Genomic DNA, 20,331 nt, shown 5'->3' with positions numbered 1-20,331 from the left:
GATCGAATTCGTCACCGCGAACTGGATGCTGATCCTGATCGCGCTCAGCTCGGGAGCCATGCTGGCCTGGCCGCTGGTGCGGGGGGCGGGCGGCGGAACGCTCACGGCGCAGGGTGCCGTGCAGCTCATCAACCGCGAGCGCGCGGTGCTTGTCGACGTGCGCGAGGCGGAAGAATTCGCCACCGGCCACATGATCGGCGCCAAGAACATTCCCCTGAACCAGCTCGAGGAAAAGCTCACCGGCGCGGTCAAGAACAAGACCGTGCCGCTGCTGCTGGTGTGCGCCACCGGCGCCCGCGCCCAGCGCGCCGTGGCCATGGCCAAGAAGCTGGGCTACGAGCAGGCCCAAGCCGTGGCCGGCGGGCTGAAAGCCTGGAAAGACGCTAACCTGCCCGTTGAAAAGGCCTGAAATCTCCCCGAGATAGAGCGTATGCAAGCAGTCAAGATGTACACCACCGCCGTTTGCCCCTACTGCACGCGTGCGAAGCAAATCCTGAAGTCCAAGGGCGTCGAGCAGATCGAAGAGATCCGCATCGACACCGACCCCCAGGCCCGCAACACCATGATGGAAGTCACCCAGCGCCGCACGGTGCCGCAGATCTTCATCGGTGACACCCACGTGGGCGGCTGCGACGACCTGATGGCACTCGACAGCCGCGGTGGCCTCGTTCCGCTCCTGCAGGGCGCCTGAAACACAAAGCAACCGGCGTCACGGAAGTGGCGCGGTCGCCGGGCGATAATCGCCCGCTCATCCATCTGCAGCCCGCTGCGGGAACCTCTCCCCGGCGGGCATTGTTTTGATCCTCGAAAGTTCAGCCATGGCCGACCAGCAAGCCCAAGATCCCGTTTTCCAGATCCAGCGCGTCTACCTCAAGGACCTGTCGCTCGAACAACCCAATTCGCCCGCGATCCTGCTGGAGCAGGAGCAGCCCACCGTCGACATCCAGCTCGGCGTGGACGCCCAGCCCGTGACCGACGGCATCTTCGAGATCACCGTGTCGGCCACCGTGCAGACCAAGATCGGCGACAAGACCGTGTTCCTGGTCGAAGCCAAGCAGGCCGGCATCTTCGAAATCCGCCACCTGCCGGAAGAGCAGATGGGCGCCATCCTTGGCATCGCCTGCCCGCAGATCGTCTACCCGTACCTGCGCGGCAACGTGGCCGACGTGATCCAGCGCGGCGGCTTCCCGCCCGTGCACCTTGCCGAAATCAACTTCCAGGCGATGTACGAGCAGCAGCAGGCGCAGGCCGCCGGCCAGTCCGCGCCGACCCTGGCGCAGTAAACAGCGCCCAACGCCCTCGATGTCGCCAACGCCGATGAAGATCTGCGTTCATGGCGCCGGTGCCTGGGGCACGGCAGTCGCTGTCAACGCGGCGGCTCGCCACGAGGTCACGCTCTGGGCGCGCGATGCCGCCCAGGCCGACGCCATGTCGGCCGCGCGCGAAAACACCCGCTACCTGCCCGGGCTGGCACTGCCGGCCTCGCTTGCCGTGCGCGCGGGCGACATCGGCCAGGCGCAGGCCGGTGCCGACCTTGTCATCGTGGCCACTCCCATGGCCGCCCTGCGCGAACAGCTCATCGCATTGCGCGGCACCACTGCCGCGGTGGCGTGGCTGTGCAAGGGCGTCGAGCCCGCGCTCGACACTTCCCCCGCATCCGTCGGCCTGCTCGCCCATGAAATCTGGGCGCAGGTTGCTCCTGATTTGAGAGCGGGCGTGCTCAGCGGCCCCAGCTTCGCGCAAGAGGTCGCCGAAGGGCGCCCGACCGCGCTGGTGGCCGCCAGCCCGCATGCCGCCGTGCGCGACACGCTGGTCGACGCCTTCCACGGCCCCGCGCTGCGCGTCTACGCCAACGAGGACATCGTGGGCGTGGAGGTGGGCGGCGCAGTGAAGAACGTGCTGGCCATCGCCACCGGCCTGTGCGACGGCCTCGCGCTTGGGCTCAACGCCCGCGCGGCGCTCATCACCCGCGGCCTCGCCGAAATGACGCGCTTCGGCCTCGCGTTGGGCGCCCGCGCCGAAACCTTCATGGGCCTTTCGGGCCTGGGCGACCTGGTGCTGACTTCCACCGGCGACCTGTCGCGCAACCGCAAGGTCGGGCTGCTGCTGGCGCAGGGCCGCACGTTGGCGCAGGCTGTCGATTCGCTGGGCCATGTCGCCGAAGGCGTGTACTGCGCCCGCACCGTGGTGCAGCGCGCGCGCGGCCTCGGCATCGAGATGCCGATCGCCGAAGGCGTGGTCGCCTTGCTCGACGGCCGCGTGAGCCCGCAAGATGCGGTGGCCGCCCTGACCGGCCGTGACCCGGTGCCGGAATCCGTGCCGCCCGGCGCCGCGGCTTCCCCTCGCCATTCCTCTTGATAAAAAAACGCAGAGACAAAGAGCCATGAGCCTTCGCTTTGATTTTTCAGCGTCGGCCGTGGCCGCGCTGGCCCTGTCCGATGCCACCCGCGCATTGCAGGAAGACGTCGCCGACGGCGACCTCACCGCGTCGCTGGTCGACCCCGCCCGCACCGCCCGAGCCCGCGTACTGGCGCGCGAATCCGCCGTCGTGTGCGGCGCACCCTGGGTCGAGGCCACTTTGCGGCAGCTCGATTCGCAAGTGCGCATCCACTGGCTTTGTGCCGAAGGCGAACGCTGCGCGACCGACCAGCCCGTGCTCGAAATCGAAGGCGCCGCCCGCGCGCTGCTGACGGCCGAGCGCACCTCGCTCAATTTCCTGCAGTTGCTGAGCGCGGTCGCCACCAAGACCGCCCTCTACGCCGACGCCGTGCGCGGCACGCGCGCCCGCATCGTCGACACCCGCAAGACCATTCCGGGCCTGCGGCTGGCGCAGAAGTACGCGGTGCGCACCGGCGGTGGCCTGAACCACCGCATTGGCCTCTACGACGCCGTGCTCATCAAGGAAAACCACATCGCCGCAGCCGGTGGCGTGGCTGCGGCCCTGCGCGCAGTGGCGCCGGTGGCCTCGCAAGCCGCCTTCGTCGAGGTCGAGGTCGAAACCTTGGCCCAGCTGCGCGAAGCGCTGGAAGCCGGCGCGCGCATGGTGCTGCTCGACAACATGGACCTGCCCACGCTGCGCGAGGCTGTGCGCATCAACGACGAAGCCGGCGAAGACCGCAAGGCCGTGCTGGAGATATCCGGTGGCGTCACACTGGACGGTCTGCGTGCCCTGGCCGAAACCGGTGTAGACCGCATCTCGGTCGGCGCATTGACCAAGGATGTCAAAGCCATCGACTACTCGATGCGTTTCCAGGAAGGCTGATCCGCCCATGTCGTCTCCGGTCATCGACGTCGACTACGAGCAGCCTGCCGCAAAGGCCGGCGCAGTCTGCGACACGCGCCACGCCTGGGCCCGAGTGCCGGTCGAGCCTTCGCCCGACGAGCGCATCGCGCTGAAGGAGCGCATTCGCCGCCTGCTGCGCGAGCGCAACGCGGTGATGGTGTCGCACTTCTACGTGCACCCTGACCTGCAGGACCTTGCCGAGGAAACCGGCGGCATCGTGAGCGATTCGCTCGAAATGGCGCGCTTCGGCCGCGACCACGCCGCGCAGACGCTGGTGGTGTCGGGCGTTCGCTTCATGGGCGAGACCTCGAAGATCCTCTCGCCCGAAAAGCGCGTGCTGATGCCCGACCTCGACGCGAACTGCTCACTCGACCTGGGCTGCCCGGTCGAACAGTTCAGCGCCTTCTGCGACCAGCACCCCGACCGCACCGTGGTCGTCTACGCCAACACCAGCGCGGCCGTGAAGGCACGCGCCGACTGGCTGGTCACCTCCAGCTGCGCGCTCGACGTGGTGAACGCGCTGCACGCGGCGGGACAGAAGATTCTCTGGGGCCCCGACCGCCACCTGGGCGACTACATCCAGCGCCAGACCGGCGCGGACATGGTCAGCTGGAACGGCGCCTGCATCGTGCACGACGAGTTCAAGGCGCTGGAGCTCGAACTGCTCATGAAGGAGCATCCGAAGGCGAAGGTGCTGGTGCACCCGGAGTCGCCGTCTGACGTGATTGCGCTGGCGGATGCGGTGGGCTCCACCTCGGCCATCCTGAACGCGGCGCAGCGCATGGACGCCAGCGAATTCATCGTTGCCACCGACAGCGGCATGCTGCACAAGCTGCGCACGCTGAACCCCGGCAAGACCTTCATCGAGGCGCCCACGGCGGGCAACGGCGGTACCTGCAAGAGCTGCGCGCATTGCCCATGGATGGCGATGAACGGGCTGGTCGAGCTGGCGAATGCGCTGGAAACGGGCGCGGGCGAGATTCACGTCGACCCGGTGCTGGGGTTGAGGGCGCGGGTGCCGATCGACCGGATGCTGGCGTTTACCGCCGGGCTGAAGAACGGGCAGGCGCCGGGTAGCCTGGTCGCTGGCATCGGCGCCGCCTGAAGCGTTGTTCCCTCTCCCGCTTGCGGGAGAGGGCTAGGGTGAGGGCGAGGGCCTCACAACATCGCGCGGCCTTTGATGCTGCTCACCCTCACCCCAACCCTCTCCCCAAGGGGAGAGGGAGCAAGACCTAGAAGTCCACAGTGCAGGAGTCGCCCAGCGCCTCGCGCCACACGCGCACGCGCGCCAGCGATGGCTGCAGGTCGGGCAGCGCATCAGCGATGAACACGCACAGGTTCTCCAGCGTCGGCGGATGCAGCCCCGGCACATCGTCCAGCAAGTGATGGTCCAACTGCTCACGCACCTCTTCCAGCCGCCGGCGCAGCAACCCCAGATCGATCACCATCCCCGTCACTGGATCGCGCTCGCCCGCGAGCCACACCTCCGCGTGGTACGTGTGGCCGTGGATACGGCGGCTGCCTTCGACTTCGATCTCGCGCTTCAGCGTGTGAGCGGCGTCGAAGAAAAAGCGTTGGCTGATGGTGAATCGCATCGTCAAAAAAGAAACTCTGGAGGAAAAGGGCCGCCGTCTCAGCGGATCCCGGTGATCTTGTGGGTTTGCACGCTCAGGCGCCAAACCGGCTGCTTCATGCATTCGGCAATGCAAAGCTCGGTGTTCGCGACCCGGTCGGGCCCGTCCATCGGCTGCAGGAAGCGGTGCGTGAACTCGCCGGTGCGCGCCATCGTGTCGAGGTTGAACTCGGTCTGTGGCCATACCAGCTTCAGCTCCTGGCCGCGCTGCTGCACCCACGGCGCGCCGGCCTTGGGGCTGATGCACAGCCAGTCGATGCCTTCGGGCGCCTCGACCGTGCCGTTGCTCTCGACCGCGATGCGGAAGCGCCGCGCGTGCAGCGCGTCGACCAGCGCGGCGTCCACCTGCAGCAGCGGCTCGCCGCCGGTCAGCACCACGAGGCGATGGTCGGCATCTGCGGCGGGCCATTGCGCAGCGATGGTGTCGGCGAGCAGGTCAGCGGTCTTGAATTTGCCGCCCAGCGTGCCGTCGGTGCCCACGAAATCGGTGTCGCAGAAACGGCAGATGGCGGAGGCCCGGTCTTCCTCGCGGCCCGTCCAGAGGTTGCAGCCCGCAAAGCGGCAGAACACGGCTGGCATGCCCGCCTGGCCGCCTTCGCCTTGCAGGGTGTAGAAGATTTCCTTGACGCTGTAAGTCATGAGGCTGGTGTGTCGATCTCGAGGTTGTCGATCAGCCGCGTGGTGCCCAATCGCGCGGCGGCCAGCGCCACCAGCGTGTCGCCGGCGGCCGGTGCCTGCAGGTCGGAGCGGCGGCGCAGCACGAGATAGTCCGGCTGCCAGCCGCGCTCGGTCAGCGTCTGCATGGCCCGCGCTTCGATCGCGGCCAGGTCGCGATCGCCCGAGCGCACCGCCTCGGCCATCGCCTTCAGCGCCTTCGACAGCTGCACCGCCTCGGCGCGTTCGCTCTCGCTCAGGTAGCCGTTGCGCGACGACAGCGCGAGGCCGTCGTCGGCGCGGAAAGTCTCGCTGCCCACGATCTCGATGGGCAGCGCAAACTGCCGCACCATGTGCCGGATCATCATCAGCTGCTGGTAGTCCTTCTTGCCGAACACCGCCACGCGCGGCTGCACGCACTGGAAGAGCTTCATCACCACCGTGCACACGCCGATGAAGAAGCCGGGGCGGAAGTGCCCTTCGAGGATGTCGGCCAGCGCCGGGTCAGGGTGCACCTTGCACGTCTGCGGCTCGGGGTAGAGCGCCTTCTCGTCCGGCGCGAACAGCACGTCGCAGCCGGCTGCGCGCAGCTTCTCGCAGTCACTGTCCCAGGTGCGCGGGTAGGTGTCGAAGTCTTCGTGCGGCAGAAACTGCAGGCGGTTGACGAAGATGCTCGCCACCGTCACGTCGCCCAGCGGCTTGGCCTGCTTCACCAGGGCCAGGTGGCCGTCGTGCAGGTTGCCCATGGTGGGGACGAAGGCGGGGCGCTTGAAGGCGGCCAGGTGGTCGCGAAGTTCGGCGATGGTGTGTGCGATGTACATGAGAGGTTTCCTTCCTTACCAGGCGTGAAGTCGGTCGTCGGGGAAGCTGCCGTCCTTGACGGCCTGCACGTAGGCCTTGAGGGCGGGCAGCACGCCCGGCGCGTCGGCCATGAAGTTGCGCACGAACTTCGGCATCTTCCCGAGGTTGATGCCAAGCATGTCGTGCAACACCAGCACCTGCCCGGCGGTGGCTTTGCCGGCGCCGATGCCGATGGTGGCGCAGTGCTTCAGCTCGGCCGTGAGCTCGGCGGCCAGCGCGGCCGGCACCATCTCGAGCACCAGCATGGCGGCGCCTGCGTCCTGCAGCGCGTGGGCCTGCTGCTTCAGCAGCGCACCGGCGGCGTCGCCCTTGCCCTGCACGCGGTAGCCGCCCAGTGCATGCACCGTCTGCGGCGTCAAGCCGAGGTGGGCGCACACCGGGATGCCGCGCTCGACCAGGAAGCGCACGGTCTCGGTGGTCCAGCCGCCGCCCTCGAGCTCGACCATGTGCGCGCCGGCCTGCATCAGCACCGTGGCGCTACGCAGCGCCTGTTCGCGCGATTCCTGGTAGCTGCCGAAGGGCAGGTCGGCAATCAGCCAGGTCGTGCCTTGCACGCGGCGCAGGCCGCGCGAGACGCTGTCGGTGTGATAGCGCATGGTGTCCAGGCTCACGCCCACCGTGCTGTTCAGGCCCTGGCAGACCATGCCGAGCGAATCGCCGACCAGCAGGCAGTCGATGCCCGCGGCGTCGGCCATCGCCGCGAAGGTGGCGTCGTAGGCCGTGAGCATGGCGATCTTCTCGCCGCGCGCATGCATGTCGGCCAGGCGCGGCAAGCTCACGGGCTTGCGCGAGGCAAGAGGGGAAGCCGGCGGCAGCGTGCCGTAGGGCGAAGCGGGCGGCGTGTCGGTGATTGGGGGCGTGGTGTTCGACATGGTTGGGTTTCTCCCTGCGGGCGTCGGTGGCCGGGCATCCTTGAGTGAAGAAAACGAAGCGGGTAGGGCTATCGGTCGTCCGGCGGCACCAGCACCGTGGGTGCGGTGGGCTCGGCGAGCGAAGGATAGTCGCGGCTGAAATGCAGGCCGCGGCTCTCGTGGCGGGCCTGCGCGGAACGAACGATCAGCTCGGCCACCTGCACCAGGTTGCGCAGTTCGAGCAGGTCGCGCGTGACGTGGAAGTTCGCATAGAACTCCTGGATCTCGGCCTGCAGCAGCGCGATGCGGTGGCTCGCGCGCTCCAGGCGCTTGTTGGTGCGCACGATACCGACGTAGTCCCACATGAAGCGGCGCAGCTCGTCCCAGTTGTGCGAGATGACCACGGCTTCGTCGGCGTCGGTGACGCGGCTGTCGTCCCAGGCGGGCAGCTCGGCGCGCTCGCGTGCCGGCGCGGCGGCGATAGCGCCGGCAGCCGCGCGCGCGAACACCATGCACTCGACCAGCGAGTTGCTGGCGAGCCGGTTGGCGCCGTGCAGGCCGGTGCAGGCGGTCTCGCCGATGGCGTAGAGGCCCGGGATGTCGGTGCGCCCGTTCAGGTCGCTGAGCACGCCGCCACAGGTGTAGTGCGCGGCCGGCACCACGGGGATGGGCTCGCGCGTGATGTCGATGCCCAGCTCCAGGCAGCGCGCCAGGATGTTGGGGAAGTGTTCCTTCAGGAACGCGGCCGGCTGGTGCGAAATGTCGAGGTGCACGCAGTCGAGGCCGTGCTTCTTCATCTCGAAGTCGATCGCACGGGCCACCACGTCGCGCGGCGCGAGTTCTGCGCGCTCGTCGTGCTTCGGCATGAAGCGCGTGCCGTCGGGCAGCTTGAGCACCCCGCCTTCGCCGCGCACCGCCTCGCTGATCAGGAAGGACTTTGCATGTGGGTGATACAGGCAGGTCGGGTGGAACTGGATGAACTCCATGTTCGACACCCGGCAGCCCGCGCGCCACGCGGCGGCAATGCCGTCGCCGGTGGCGGTGTCGGGGTTGGTTGTGTACAGGTACACCTTGCCCGCGCCGCCGGTGGCCAGGATGGTGTGCGGCGCGCGGAAGGCCAGCACCTCGTCGGTCTTGTCGTCGAGCGCGTAGAGGCCCAGGCAGGCCGGGTCATCGAGCCCGATCTTGGGCCCGGTGATCAGGTCGACCAGCGTGTGGTGCTCGAACAGCGTGATGTTCGGCGTGCGCCGCACCCGTTCGATCAGCACCTGCTGCACGGCCGCGCCGGTGGCGTCGGTCACGTGCACGATGCGGCGCTGGCTGTGGCCGCCTTCGCGCGTCAGGTGCAGTCCGCCATCTTCTTCCGAGAAGGGCACGCCCAGCTCGCGCAGCCAGCCGATGGCTTCGGGCGCATGCTCGACCACGAAGCGCGTAGCCTCGGGGTCGCACAGGCCGGCGCCGGCCACCAGCGTGTCTTCCACGTGTGCGTCGAAGCTGTCGCCCGCCGCCAGCACGGCCGCAATGCCGCCTTGCGCCCAGGCGCTGGAGCCGTCGTTCAGCGCGCGTTTGGTCAGCACGGCCACGCGGTGCGTGGGCGCCAGGTGCAGCGCGGCCGAGAGGCCGGCCAGGCCGCTGCCGACGATGAGAACGTCGAAGTCGCGCACGACGGAAGTCACTGGGGATGGGGACCGGTTGGGTCAGGCTGGCGAATAAGCCAATCTGACGTAGATAGGGGCGAAGGCTTCCGCCTGCGTGATTTCGATCAGCGTCTCCTTCGCGAGCTCCAGCATCGCGATGAAGGTGACGATCAGCACGGGCGTTCCGCGCGACACGTCGAACAGCTTCTCGAACTCGACGAAGCGCTGTCCCTGCAGGTGGCGCAGCACGATGCTCATGTGCTCGCGCACGTTGAGCTCTTCACGGGAGATCTTGTGGTGCTGCACGAGCTTGGCGCGCTTCATGATGTCGGCCCACGCGTCGCGCAGCTCGACCACGTCCACGTCGGGAAAGCGCGGCTTCAGCGACTGCTCGATGTAGACCTGCGCCTTCCAGAAGTCGCGTCCGTACGTGGGCGTGGCGCTGAGGGCGGCGGCCTGCAGCTTGGTCTGCTCGTATTCGAGCAGCCGGCGCACGAGCTCGGCGCGCGGGTCTTCAGCCTCTTCGCCGTCGGCCACCTTCTTGGGCGGCAGCAGCATGCGCGACTTGATCTCGATCAGCATCGCGGCCATCAGCAGGTACTCGGCCGCGAGTTCGAGGTTGGTCTGGCGAATCTCGTCGACGTAGCTCAGGTACTGCCGCGTGAGCCCCGCCATCGGGATGTCGAGGATGTTGAAGTTCTGCTTGCGGATCAGGTAGAGCAGCAAGTCCAGCGGGCCTTCGAAGGCCTCCAGGAACACCTGCAGCGCCTCGGGCGGGATGTACAGGTCCTTCGGCATCGCGAACAGCGGCTCGCCATAGAGCCTCGCGAGCGCGACCTGGTCGACCACGTCGGGCATGTCGACCACCAGCGTGCCGTTGTCCTCGTCGCTCTTCATCGGGCTGTTGCTATCGTTTCAATAGCGACCAGCGCAATGCAGACGGGCGCGTGCTGCCAAATCGGCATCGGGGAATTACTTGGCCTGGGTCTGGTAGACGTACGGCTGCATCGGAATGCGGGCTTCGCTGTATTCCTCGAGCAGGCTGCGGTCGAGGTGCTTGTCCCAGAGGAGGGCGCGGCCGGCGCGCTGCTCGGCTTCCAGCGTTGGCTTCTTTTCCTTCATCTCCTCGATGAAGTTCGTGATCTCGGAGGTGTAGTGGGGGCGGCGGAAGATGGACATAGACTGGACCTTTATGACGCGAATTTTACCGGGGACGGCATGAAGCAACGGCGAGGATGGCAGATCGGCATGGCAACAGGGTTTCTGGCGGCGGTGATGGCTCTCGTGGGATGCGACTCGAAGAACATCTCCGAGCTTGAAGAAGGCGTGTCCACAGAGGCCGACGTACGCGCCCGTTTCGGCCAGCCCGAGAACGTCTGGGACGCACCCGGCGGTGGCCGGGTGTTCGAGTACAACCGCCAGCCGGCGGGCCAGAAGAACTACATGATCACCATCGGTGCCGACGGCAAGATGAGCGCGCTACGCCAGGTGCTCACGCCCGAGAACTTCGCCAAAGTGCAGCCCGGCATGATGATGGAAGACCTGCGCAAGATGCTGGGCAAGCCCGCCAAGGTCACGCCCTATGCGCTCAAGCGCGAGACCGAATGGGAATGGCGCTGGGTGCAACCGCCGAACTCGGCCATGGTCTTCACCGCCACGCTGAACGACGACCAGCGCGTGGTGCGCAGCGGCTCCTCGCCTGACCGGGGCACCGAAGCGCCGTAGCTTCCCTAGAGGCTACGCGCCGTGCGACGCGCCGGGCTGGCCCGTCGTCAATTCCTCGGCAAAGCCCGAACGCACCAGCACCTCGAGCGGCTGCGGCTGCAGCGACTCGATGCGCAACAACCCGTCGCGCGCCAGCACCGCCCGGTGCAATTGCCGCAGCGCATCGACACCGGTGGCGTCGAGGTAAATGAGGTGCGTGGCGTCCAGCACCAGCGTCATGCCGCGCGGCGCGCGCTCCGCGGCGTTCACCGCCTCGTCGAGCTTGGCCGCCGCGCCGAAGAACAGCGCGCCGTAGAGCCGGTAGGTGAGCACCGGCGGCTGCAGCGTGACCAGCTCGACGCTGAACAGTCCGCTCATGCGCCGGATGAAGAGGGCGCAGGCCAGCACGATGCCCACCTGCACCGCCACCGTCAGGTCGAACACCACCGTGAGGAAGAATGTGCCCAGCATCAGCAGCCGGTAGTGCCGGCTGAAATGCCGCAGCTGCGTGGGCGTGAACTCGCGCCATTCGCCCATGTTCAGGCCCACGAACACCAGGATGCCCGCCAGCACGGCCAGCGGCACGTGGCGCGCCAGCGGCGCAGCCAGCAGCACCACCGCCAGCAGCGTGATCGCATGCACGATGCCCGCGATCGGCGAGGTGCCGCCCGAACGAATGTTGGTGACCGTGCGCGCGATGGTGCCGGTAGCCGGCATGCCGCCGAAGAAGGGTGTGACGATGTTCGCGATGCCTTGTGCCATCAGCTCCTGGTTGGGGTCGTGGCGCGGCTGGCCGCTGAGCTGGTCGGATACGCGCGCGCACAGCAGCGACTCGATGGCGCCGAGCAGCGCGATGGTCAGCGTCGGCGTCACGAGCTGCTTCACCGTCTCCCACGAGAAATCGGGCAGCGCAAAAGCCGGCACGCCTTCAGGAATGCCGCCGAAGCGCGTGCCGATGGTTTCCACCGGCAGCTCGAAGCCCCATGACACCAGCGTGAGCGTGACCAGCGCCACGATGGGCCCCGGCATGCGCGCGCCCACCTGCACGGCACGCGTGCGCGCCACGCGGCCAGCAACGCGCAGCACCGCGGTGCCCACCTTCGAGTCGCTGCGCAGCAGCAGCGGCCACAGCAGCAGCCCTGCCACGCAGGCGATGCCGAGCCCGAAGGCGTAGGGATTGAAAGTGCCGATCTGCAGCGCCATCGCGTGCAGCTGCGAGAACACGTCGGCCGGCATCTTCGCCACAGTCAGCCCGAGCAGGTCTTTGAGCTGCGACAGCAGGATCAGCACCGCGATGCCGTTGGTGAAGCCCACCACGATCGACAGCGGCACGAAGCGCACCAGCCGCCCCAGCCCGAACAGCCCCGCCATGAACAGCAGCACGCCCGCGCAGGCGGTGGCAATCAGCAGGTTGGCCACCCCGTAGCGCTCGACGATGCCGTAGACGATCACGATGAACGCTCCCGCCGGCCCGCCGATCTGCACCGCCGAGCCGCCCAGCAGCGAGATCAGGAAGCCCGCGATGATCGCCGTCCAGATGCCCGCCTCGGGCTTGAGCCCCGAGGCGATGGCAAAGGCCATGGCCAGCGGCAGCGCCACGATGCCGACCGTGGCGCCCGCGCCCAGGTCCTTGAAGAAGCGCTCGCGGTCGTACCCCGCGAGCGCGTCCATCAGGCGTGGGCGGAAGCGGGTGAGATTCAGCGGGGAATGCATGAGTCGTTCATTGTGGACTGCCCCCCAGCCGTGCAGCAGGCCGCACAAGCGGTGAGTCATGCCGATGCGAACTTTCGCTCAACTTATCCGGAACAAAGGATCCCGATACATTTTTGACATTCATTGACATTTCGTCACCGAAATTACCGAGGCCCGTCCGATGCACATCCTGCTTGTCGCAAGCGCGTTCAACAGCCTGACGCAACGGGTTCTCGCCGAACTCCAGGACCGCGGCCACACCGTCGGGGTGGAGCTGGCCCTCGGCAATGACGAGGCCCTGCGCGAAGCCGTGCAGCTGCATTCGCCCCAGCTCATCGTGGCGCCGATGCTGACCAGCGCCATTCCCCAGGACATCTGGAGCGCCCACACCTGCCTGATCGTGCATCCCGGCCCGCCGGGCGACCGGGGGCCCTCGTCGCTCGACTGGACGCTGCAGGGCGGCGTCGAAAGCTGGGGCGTCACCGTGCTCGAGGCCGTGGCCGAGATGGATGCGGGCGATGTCTGGGCGTGGTCGCCGCTGAAGGTGCCGCCGCTGGCCGGCAAGAGCGACCTCTACCGCGGCGAGGTGGCCGACGCCGCGCTCGACGCGGTGCTGCTCGCGGTGGAACGCTTCGCATCGGGCAAGCACAAGCCCCGCAAGCAGAAGGCCGCCGCCCTGGCCGCCGGCTGGCGGCCTTTCATGAAGCAGGCGCAGCGCCGCATCGACTGGGCGACCGACACGACCGAGTTTGTGTTGCGCCAGTTGCGCGCGGCCGATTCGCAGCCCGGCGTGCTCGATGAACTGCTGGGCGTGCAGTGGTACCTGCACGGCGGCCATCCCGAAGACGAACTGCGCGGCAACAAGCCCGGCGAACTGATCGCCACCCGCGCCGGTGCCATCTGCCGAGCCACTGTCGACGGCGCGGTGTGGATCGCGCAACTGCGGCCCTGGCGCGAGCCCGGCTCACGGCTGCCCAGCTACAAGCTGCCGGCCGTGCAGGCGCTCGGCGAGCTGCTGCCCTTCGAAGTGCCGGAGGTGCCGGCGCCACTGCAGTTGCCGGCCGGACGCCGCACCTGGTCCGACATCCGCTACAGCGAGCATGGCGCGGTCGGCGTGCTGAACTTCTCATTTCCAGGCGGTGCGATGAGCACCGCGCAGTGCCGCCGGCTGCTGGAGGCCTACCGCTTCGCCTGCACCCGTCCGACCTCGGTGCTGGTGCTCGGCGGCCTGCGCGACTTTTTCTCGAACGGCATCCACCTGAACGTGATCGAGGGGGCCGACGACCCTGCCGAGGAGTCGTGGGCCAACATCCACGCGATGAACGACCTTGTCGAGGCGGTGCTCACCACCACCGACCGCCTCACCGTGTCGGCACTCGGCGGCAACGCCGCGGCCGGCGGCGTGATGCTCGCGCTGGCGGCCGACGAAGTGTGGTGCCGCGACGGCGCTGTGCTCAACCCGCACTACAAGCTGATGGGCCTCTACGGCTCCGAGTACTGGACCTACATCCTGCCGCGTCGCGTGGGCGAGAGCGAGGCGCTGCGGCTCACGCATTCGACGCTGCCGGTGAGCGCGAAGCGCGCGGTCGAACTTGGCATGGCAGAGAGTGTGTTGCAGGCCGCGCCGGAGGAACTGGGCGATGAAGTGCTCCGGCTCGCCGCGCAGCTTGCCGCCTCGCCGGACCTGGCCGAGCGCATCGCGCGGAAGAAGGCGATGCGCGAACAGGACGAATCGGTGAAGCCGCTGCAGCGCTACCGGGACGAAGAGCTGACCCACATGCGCCGCAATTTCTTCGACGCCCGCGAGCCGCACGCGGGTCTGAGGTCCGCGTTCGTGCGCAAGGAGAAGGCGTCGCACACGCCGCCGCATGTGGCCCGGCTGGGCCTGGCGGACTGAGTTCCTACTTGCCTGCTTGCTTACTGGCTGTCGGGAATCACCGCATCGGCCGCCGCGCCCACGGCCTTGCCGGTGATGCGCGCGGTGCCGATGGCCGCGTCGGCCGCCAGCCCGACAGCGCCGGCGCCCACGCTCACGGCAGTGCTCGCCACCGACACCACAGCGCATCCGCTCAGCAGGGCCGAGAGCGACAGCAGCAGAAGGGCGCGATACAGCGTGGTCATGAGGTGGTCCTTGCTTCTCGTGTTCTGTCGTGCCGGTCAGCGAACCCGCATGCCCGGCGTTGCGCCCGGCCAGGGTTCGAGCACGTGGATGCCCGGGTTGGTCTTTTCGTCGCCATGGCTCGCAGCCAGCACCATGCCTTCGCTGACGCCGAACTTCATCTTGCGCGGCGCAAGGTTCGCGACCAGCACCGTGAGCTTGCCCACGAGCTGTTCGGGCTGGTAGGCCGAGGCGATGCCGCTGAACACGTTGCGGGTTTTTCCTTCACCGGCGTCGAGCGTCAGGCGCAGCAGCTTGGTCGAGCCTTCGACCTTCTCGCAGGCCACGATCTTCGCGATGCGCAGGTCGATCTTCGCGAAGTCGTCGATGGTGATGGTGGGCGCGATGGCTTCACCGCCCGGCAGCGATTCTTCTGCCACGGCGGCGGCCGGTGCGGGCTCGGGCGCGTCGAACAGCTTGTCGACCAGCTTGGCGTCGGCACGCTGCATCAGGTGCTTGTACTCGCCGATGGCGTGGCCTGCGGGCAGCGACTGCGCGGCGTCCGTCCAGACCAGCGGCGAGATCTTCAGGAAGGCCTCGACGTTCACGGCCAGCGCCGGCAGCACCGGCTTCAGGTACAGCGTGAGCAGGCGGAAGGCCTCGATGCACACGGTGCACACGTCGTGCAGCCGCGCCTCGGCGCCTTCCTTCTTGGCCAGCTCCCAGGGCTTGTTCTGGTCGACGTACTCGTTCACCTTGTCGGCCAGTGCCATCACCTCGCGCAGCGCGCGGGCGTAGTCGCGGCCGTCGTACAGCGTGTGCAGCTGCGAGGCCGCATCGCGCAGCGCGAACAGCAGCGCGTCGCCGTCGGCCGACACCTCGCCCAGCTTGCCGTCGAAGCGCTTGCCGATGAAGCCCGCGGCGCGGCTCGCGATGTTGATGTACTTGCCCACGAGGTCGCTGTTGACGCGCGCGACGAAGTCTTCGGGGTTGAAGTCGATGTCCTCGTTGCGGCCGTTGAGCTTGGCGGCGATGTAGTAGCGCAGCCATTCGGGGTCGAGCCCGATCGACAGGTACTTGAGCGGGTCGATGCCGGTGCCGCGGCTCTTGCTCATCTTCTCGCCGCTCACCGTGAGGTGGCCGTGCACATATACCGCGTCGGGCGCCTTGCGGCCGCTGAAGTGCAGCATCGCGGGCCAGAACAGCGTGTGGAAGGTGATGATGTCCTTGCCGATGAAGTGCACCTGCTCCAGGTCGGGGTCGGCCATGTATTCGGTGTACGAGATGCCGTCGCCGCCGAGTTCGATGCAGCGCTTGTCGAGCAGGTTCTTCAGCGAGGCCAGGTAGCCCACGGGCGCGTCGAGCCACACGTAGAAGTACTTGCCCGGCGCATCGGGAATCTCGATGCCGAAGTAGGGCGCATCGCGGCTGATGTCCCAGTCGCCGAGGCCGCCCTTGCCTTCGTCGTCCTTGTAGAGCCATTCGCGGATCTTGTTCTGCACCTCGGGCTGCACGTGGCCCGCGGCGGCGGTCCATTCCTTCAGGTAGGCCTCGCAGCGCGGGTCCGAGAGCTTGAAGAAGAAGTGCTCGGAGCTGCGCAGCTCGGGCTTGGCACCCGACAGGGCCGAGTAGGGGTTGATCAGCTCGGTGGGCGCGTACACGGCGCCGCACACCTCGCAGTTGTCGCCGTACTGGTCCTTCGAATGGCAGTTTGGGCACTCGCCCTTGATGAAGCGGTCGGCCAGGAACATGCCCTTTGCGGGGTCGTAGAACTGCTCGACGCTCTTGGTGGCAATCAAGCCGTTGGCGCGCAGGTCGCGGTAGATGTCCTGCGCGAGCTGGTGGTTCTCGGGCGCGTCGGTCGAGTGCCAGTTGTCGAAGGAGATGTAGTAGCCGTCGAGATACGGCTTGCGGCCCGCCGCGATCTCGGCCACGAAGGCCTGCGGCGTCACGCCGGCCTTGTCGGCCGCGATGGTGATGGCCGCGCCGTGCGCGTCGTCGGCGCAGACGAAGTTGACCTCGGCGCCATTCATTCGCTGGTTCCGCACCCAGATGTCGGCCTGGATGTACTCCATCATGTGGCCGATATGGAACTTGCCGTTGGCATACGGCAGGGCGGTGGTGACGAAGAGCTTGCGCGGGGCGGACATCGGGAAGGGCGCTTTCGGGAGTGGCTGACTGGACTGACTGACGGGAACCGGGCATTTTAGGTGGCGGCGTCCCGGGAGGTGTTCGATGGCAGCATCGACCCCATGACGCATGCCATCGAACTCGCCGCCTACATCGCCGGATTCACCAAATCACCCCTGGCGCCATGGGCTGCCTCGCTGCCCTGGGAACTGCCGCCGCGCGCCCCTGAAATCGTGCGCCGGTTGCTGGCCGGGCTGCCCGCCGGCGACTATGCCGTCGAGGGCGAAGTGGCCGTTCACCGCAGCGCCCGGGTCGAGCCGGGCGCGGTGCTCAAGGGCCCGCTGATCCTCGGGGCGGACTGTTTCGTGGCCGCCGGCGCCTACCTGCGGGGCGGCAACTGGGTCGATGCCCGCTGCACCATCGGGCCGGGCGTGGAGCTGAAATCGTCCTTCGTCTTCGCGGGCACGGCGCTCGCGCACTTCAACTTCGTCGGCGACTCGGTGCTGGGCGCGGGCGTCAACATGGAAGCCGGCAGCATCATCTGCAACCACCGCAACGAGCGGGCCGGCAAGGAAATCTTTGTGAGAAGCGGTGAGGGCGGCTCGCTGCAGGGTACGGGCTGCGAGAAGTTCGGTGCGCTCGTCGGCGATGGGGCGCGCATCGGAGCCAATGCGGTGATCGCGCCCGGTGCTCTGCTTGTGCCGGGCCGCGTCGTGGACCGCATGACGCTGGTGGACGAGGAATTGCCCGGCCGATAAAGTCGAGGCGACAAACAGGGAGGAAGAAGACTATGTCTGACGATCGCTTTGCCCCACCGACAGCGGAAGTGCTGATGCCTGTCGTCGCGCCGCAAGTGCCAGATGCCATACGCAAGAAGATCCGTCTTGCCTGGGGCGCCGGCCTGGTTTCGGCGGCGGTGACGCTCATCTTCGTTCTGATCGCGGTTTCGGGGACGAGCCTGCTCGGCTTCGGTCTCGCGCAACTGCTGGACGTCGCGGTGATCCTGGGGCTGTCCTTCGGGATTTACAGGAAGAGCCGTGTTTGCGCGGTACTGATGCTGCTCTACTTCATCTATTCCAAGTTCCTGATGATGCGCATCGGCGGTATCAGCGGTGGCAACGTGTTCACTTCGCTGCTCTTCCTCTATTTCTACGTACAGGGCGTCATCGGCACCTTCGCGTACCACAAACACCTCAAGCAGAAGGTGCCTTGAGCGTGGGGGCACTCGGCACTGTCTCGCACGCGACGTATGCTCCAGCCCCCGATACAGAAAGCGAGACGCAGCCGATGACCACCCCCTCCATTCCCGCAACCCTGATCCCTGGCGACGGCATCGGCCCCGAAATTGTCGACGCCACGCTCGCCGCGCTCGATGCGCTGAAGGCGCCCTTCACCTGGGACACGCAGATCGCCGGCCTGGGCGGCGTCAAAGCATCGGGCGATCCGCTGCCGCAGGCCACGCTGGAGAGCATCCGCCGCACCCGCCTGGCCCTGAAAGGCCCGCTGGAGACGCCTTCGGGCGGCGGCTACCGCTCGTCGAACGTGCGGCTGCGCGAGGAATTCCAGCTGTACGCCAACCTGCGCCCCGCGCGCACCATCATTCCCGGCGGCCGCTTCGACAAGATCGACCTTGTGGTCGTGCGCGAGAACCTCGAGGGCCTCTACATCGGCCACGAGCACTACGTGCCCATCGACGGCGACCCGCACGCCGTGGCCATGGCCACCGGCATCAACACCCGCCAGGGCAGCCGCCGCCTGCTCGAATACGCCTTCGAGACGGCAGTGGCCACGGGCCGCAAGAAGGTCACGATCGTGCACAAGGCCAACATCATGAAGGCGCTCACGGGCATCTTCCTGGAAACCGGCCTGGACCTCTACGAGAAGAAGTACAAGGGCAAGTTCGAGCTCGACACGGTCATCATCGACGCCTGCGCGATGAAGCTGGTGCTCAACCCCTGGCAGTTCGACATGCTGGTCACCACCAACCTGTTCGGCGACATCCTGTCCGACCTCGTGGCCGGCCTGGTCGGCGGCCTTGGCATGGCGCCCGGCGCCAACATCGGCGCCGACGCCGCGATCTTCGAGGCGGTGCACGGCTCCGCGCCCGACATCGCCGGCAAGGGCATCGCCAACCCCACCGCACTGCTGCTGGCGGCCGCGCTGATGCTCGACCATGTGAAGCTGCCCGAGTTGGCCACGCGCCTGCGCACGGCCATCGACGAGACGCTGAACATCGACAAGGTGCGCACGGGCGACCTCGGCGGCACGGCAGGCACGGCGGCGTTCACGAAGGCGCTGGTCAGCCGCATCAACGGCGGTTGAGCACGACAGCGGGGCTCGCGGGCGCTGCATGAGAAGAAGGCTTCTGCTGCTCCTGGGGGCTCTGCTGTTCGCAGGCTTCGCGGCGGCCGACCCGCGCTTCACCGTGGTGAAGGTCGATCTGCGCACCGAGCGGCTCGAACTGTTCCTGCGCGACGACGCGGGCGTGCCGTTCAAGCGCTTCGACCGGCTCGATGCCTGGCTGAAGGAGCGCCACCGGCAGTTGGGCTTCGCGGTGAACGCCGGCATGTACCACGAGGACTTTTCCCCGGTTGGCCTGCTGGTGCGCAATGGCCGCGAAGAGGCACCGCTCAACCTGGCCGACGGTGCCGGCAATTTCTTCCTCAAGCCCAACGGTGTATTTCTCGTGTCGGACACGGGGCCGCGCGTGGTCGAGTCGTCGGAATACCCGGCGCTGGCGCAGGGCGTGCGCCTGGCGACGCAGTCGGGCCCGCTGCTGCTGCGCCGCGGCGTCGTGCACCCTGCCTTCATTCCCCATTCCGATTCGCGCAAGATCCGCAACGGCGTCGGCGTGATCGGTCACACGGCGATCTTCGTCATCAGCGAGACGCCGGTGAATTTCTACGAGTTCGCGCTCTACTTCCGCGATGTGCTCCACTGCCGTGACGCGCTGTACCTCGACGGCACGGTCTCGGCACTGCATTCGACGGCGCTGCACAGAAGCGACTTCGTGCGGGAACTGGGGCCTATCCTTGGCGTCGCGTCGCCCTGAGTGCGGCGTCTGCCTGCCTTCTGCGTTTCATCATCGATCCCCGAGCCATGTCCACCACACCGCTGCCCGTCCTGTCCCTTCTCGAAACCCGTGTCCTCGGCGTGCTGGCCGAAAAGCAGCGCACCGTGCCCGACAGCTACCCGCTCACGCTCAATTCACTGGTGTCGGGCTGCAACCAGAAGACCAGCCGCAACCCCGTGCTCGAGCTTGCCGAGTCGCAGGTGCAGGCCGCCATCGACAGCCTGAAGGGCTATAGCCTCGTCGCCGAAACCAGCGGCGGGCGCGCCTTTCGCTACGAGCACAACATCGATCGCGTGCTGCGCATCCCGTCGCAGTCGGTCATTCTGCTCACCGTGCTGATGCTGCGCGGGCCGCAGACGGCGGGCGAACTGCGCATCGCCTGCGACCGCATGCACAACTTCGCCGACATCTCGTCGGTCGAAGGTTTTCTGAATGAACTTGCGGAACGGCAGGCGGGGGCGCTGGTGGTGAAGCTGGCGCGTTTGCCCGGCGCGCGAGAGAGCCGCTGGGCGCATCTGCTGAGCGGTGCGCCGGCGGAAGAGGTGGCTGGGCCGTCCGATGTGCCTTATGCCGCGCACGACGTGTCGCTGGGCGAGGTCGCGGCGCTGAAGGCCAATGTGGTGCGGCTAGAAGCCGAAGTGGCGTCGTTGAAGGCGTTGCTGGGACGGGTGTGTTCGGAGCTGGGAATTTCCGAAGAGGGTTGATCGCACCACTT

General features: G+C 67.5%; 23 protein-coding genes. 13 read left to right on the top strand and 10 right to left on the bottom strand.

What is annotated here, in order from left to right; genetic code table 11:
• Nucleotides 1-25 precede the first annotated feature (25 nt).
• The 6 genes from ACSFCA_RS07380 (at nucleotide 26) to nadA (ending at nucleotide 4,388) form a co-directional block, all read left to right on the top strand.
• Nucleotides 26-409 carry a rhodanese-like domain-containing protein gene (locus tag ACSFCA_RS07380; RefSeq protein WP_371127403.1) on the top strand — a complete coding sequence of 128 codons (384 nt, stop codon included), beginning with the start codon at nucleotides 26-28 and terminating at the stop codon, nucleotides 407-409.
• Between the two features lie 21 nt (nucleotides 410-430).
• A complete protein-coding gene (gene grxC, locus ACSFCA_RS07375) occupies nucleotides 431-691 on the top strand; it encodes a glutaredoxin 3 (RefSeq protein WP_258353264.1) in 261 nt (86 codons plus the stop codon).
• A gap of 127 nt (nucleotides 692-818) precedes the next feature.
• The gene (gene secB / locus ACSFCA_RS07370; RefSeq protein ID WP_435459368.1) at nucleotides 819-1,283 is read left to right on the top strand and encodes a protein-export chaperone SecB; all 465 of its coding nucleotides are present in this window, start codon (nucleotides 819-821) and stop codon (nucleotides 1,281-1,283) included.
• Nucleotides 1,284-1,317: 34 nt separating this feature from the next.
• Nucleotides 1,318-2,358 carry an NAD(P)H-dependent glycerol-3-phosphate dehydrogenase gene (locus tag ACSFCA_RS07365; protein ID WP_435459369.1) on the top strand — a complete coding sequence of 347 codons (1,041 nt, stop codon included), beginning with the start codon at nucleotides 1,318-1,320 and terminating at the stop codon, nucleotides 2,356-2,358.
• Nucleotides 2,359-2,383: 25 nt separating this feature from the next.
• Nucleotides 2,384-3,262, top strand: coding sequence for a carboxylating nicotinate-nucleotide diphosphorylase (gene nadC / locus ACSFCA_RS07360; protein ID WP_435459370.1), 879 nt, complete (start codon nucleotides 2,384-2,386; stop codon nucleotides 3,260-3,262).
• A 7-nt stretch (nucleotides 3,263-3,269) separates the two neighbouring features.
• Nucleotides 3,270-4,388, top strand: a complete 1,119-nt coding sequence (gene nadA / locus ACSFCA_RS07355; protein ID WP_258353267.1) for a quinolinate synthase NadA — start codon at nucleotides 3,270-3,272, stop codon at nucleotides 4,386-4,388.
• Nucleotides 4,389-4,515: 127 nt separating this feature from the next.
• On the opposite strand, the gene ACSFCA_RS07350 is transcribed toward nadA, so the two are convergent.
• The 7 genes from ACSFCA_RS07350 to ACSFCA_RS07320 form a co-directional block, all read right to left on the bottom strand.
• Complete coding sequence (locus ACSFCA_RS07350; RefSeq protein WP_435459371.1) at nucleotides 4,516-4,878, bottom strand: 6-pyruvoyl trahydropterin synthase family protein; 363 nt, start codon at nucleotides 4,876-4,878, stop codon at nucleotides 4,516-4,518.
• Between the two features lie 38 nt (nucleotides 4,879-4,916).
• A complete protein-coding gene (queE, locus tag ACSFCA_RS07345) occupies nucleotides 4,917-5,555 on the bottom strand; it encodes a 7-carboxy-7-deazaguanine synthase (protein WP_435459372.1) in 639 nt (212 codons plus the stop codon).
• Nucleotides 5,552-6,391, bottom strand: coding sequence for a pantoate--beta-alanine ligase (panC, locus tag ACSFCA_RS07340; RefSeq protein WP_435459373.1), 840 nt, complete (start codon nucleotides 6,389-6,391; stop codon nucleotides 5,552-5,554). Before panC ends, queE begins: the two co-directional genes overlap by 4 nt.
• A gap of 15 nt (nucleotides 6,392-6,406) precedes the next feature.
• On the bottom strand, nucleotides 6,407-7,303 hold the full coding sequence (panB, locus tag ACSFCA_RS07335) for a 3-methyl-2-oxobutanoate hydroxymethyltransferase (RefSeq protein ID WP_435459374.1): 897 nt from the start codon (nucleotides 7,301-7,303) through the stop codon (nucleotides 6,407-6,409).
• 68 nt (nucleotides 7,304-7,371) lie between these two features.
• Nucleotides 7,372-8,946, bottom strand: a complete 1,575-nt coding sequence (nadB, locus tag ACSFCA_RS07330) for an L-aspartate oxidase (RefSeq protein ID WP_435459435.1) — start codon at nucleotides 8,944-8,946, stop codon at nucleotides 7,372-7,374.
• 33 nt (nucleotides 8,947-8,979) lie between these two features.
• On the bottom strand, nucleotides 8,980-9,816 hold the full coding sequence (locus tag ACSFCA_RS07325) for a segregation and condensation protein A (protein WP_093058037.1): 837 nt from the start codon (nucleotides 9,814-9,816) through the stop codon (nucleotides 8,980-8,982).
• Between the two features lie 75 nt (nucleotides 9,817-9,891).
• Nucleotides 9,892-10,098, bottom strand: a complete 207-nt coding sequence (locus ACSFCA_RS07320) for a DUF3460 family protein (protein WP_258353272.1) — start codon at nucleotides 10,096-10,098, stop codon at nucleotides 9,892-9,894.
• Nucleotides 10,099-10,167: 69 nt separating this feature from the next.
• On the opposite strand from ACSFCA_RS07320, the gene ACSFCA_RS07315 reads away from it, so the two are divergent.
• A complete protein-coding gene (locus ACSFCA_RS07315; RefSeq protein WP_093178701.1) occupies nucleotides 10,168-10,644 on the top strand; it encodes an outer membrane protein assembly factor BamE in 477 nt (158 codons plus the stop codon).
• 12 nt (nucleotides 10,645-10,656) lie between these two features.
• On the opposite strand, the gene ACSFCA_RS07310 is transcribed toward ACSFCA_RS07315, so the two are convergent.
• A complete protein-coding gene (locus tag ACSFCA_RS07310) occupies nucleotides 10,657-12,336 on the bottom strand; it encodes a SulP family inorganic anion transporter (protein WP_435459375.1) in 1,680 nt (559 codons plus the stop codon).
• 160 nt (nucleotides 12,337-12,496) lie between these two features.
• Here ACSFCA_RS07310 and ACSFCA_RS07305 point away from each other — a divergent pair, with 160 nt between their 5' ends.
• Nucleotides 12,497-14,212 carry an enoyl-CoA hydratase-related protein gene (locus tag ACSFCA_RS07305; RefSeq protein WP_435459376.1) on the top strand — a complete coding sequence of 572 codons (1,716 nt, stop codon included), beginning with the start codon at nucleotides 12,497-12,499 and terminating at the stop codon, nucleotides 14,210-14,212.
• Nucleotides 14,213-14,232: 20 nt separating this feature from the next.
• On the opposite strand, the gene ACSFCA_RS07300 is transcribed toward ACSFCA_RS07305, so the two are convergent.
• Both ACSFCA_RS07300 and metG read right to left on the bottom strand, forming a co-directional pair.
• On the bottom strand, nucleotides 14,233-14,436 hold the full coding sequence (locus ACSFCA_RS07300) for a hypothetical protein (protein WP_258353276.1): 204 nt from the start codon (nucleotides 14,434-14,436) through the stop codon (nucleotides 14,233-14,235).
• 36 nt (nucleotides 14,437-14,472) lie between these two features.
• Nucleotides 14,473-16,563, bottom strand: coding sequence for a methionine--tRNA ligase (gene metG, locus ACSFCA_RS07295; protein WP_435459377.1), 2,091 nt, complete (start codon nucleotides 16,561-16,563; stop codon nucleotides 14,473-14,475).
• Nucleotides 16,564-16,665: 102 nt separating this feature from the next.
• Here metG and ACSFCA_RS07290 point away from each other — a divergent pair, with 102 nt between their 5' ends.
• From ACSFCA_RS07290 to ACSFCA_RS07270, 5 genes are all read left to right on the top strand, one after another.
• Complete coding sequence (locus tag ACSFCA_RS07290; protein WP_435459378.1) at nucleotides 16,666-17,301, top strand: LbetaH domain-containing protein; 636 nt, start codon at nucleotides 16,666-16,668, stop codon at nucleotides 17,299-17,301.
• A gap of 32 nt (nucleotides 17,302-17,333) precedes the next feature.
• Nucleotides 17,334-17,756 carry a hypothetical protein gene (locus tag ACSFCA_RS07285; RefSeq protein WP_093077415.1) on the top strand — a complete coding sequence of 141 codons (423 nt, stop codon included), beginning with the start codon at nucleotides 17,334-17,336 and terminating at the stop codon, nucleotides 17,754-17,756.
• Nucleotides 17,757-17,830: 74 nt separating this feature from the next.
• Complete coding sequence (locus ACSFCA_RS07280; RefSeq protein WP_435459379.1) at nucleotides 17,831-18,865, top strand: isocitrate/isopropylmalate dehydrogenase family protein; 1,035 nt, start codon at nucleotides 17,831-17,833, stop codon at nucleotides 18,863-18,865.
• Between the two features lie 28 nt (nucleotides 18,866-18,893).
• Nucleotides 18,894-19,595 (top strand): phosphodiester glycosidase family protein, encoded by a 702-nt coding sequence (locus ACSFCA_RS07275; protein WP_435459380.1) that lies wholly within the window; start codon nucleotides 18,894-18,896, stop codon nucleotides 19,593-19,595.
• A 47-nt stretch (nucleotides 19,596-19,642) separates the two neighbouring features.
• Nucleotides 19,643-20,320 (top strand): YceH family protein, encoded by a 678-nt coding sequence (locus tag ACSFCA_RS07270; RefSeq protein ID WP_435459381.1) that lies wholly within the window; start codon nucleotides 19,643-19,645, stop codon nucleotides 20,318-20,320.
• The last annotated feature ends 11 nt before the right edge of the window (nucleotides 20,321-20,331 follow it).

The sequence above is a fragment of the Variovorax multivorans genome, from assembly GCF_051216835.1.
Classification (GTDB): domain Bacteria; phylum Pseudomonadota; class Gammaproteobacteria; order Burkholderiales; family Burkholderiaceae_C; genus Variovorax.
This window is presented reverse-complemented; position numbering and strand designations above follow the sequence as displayed.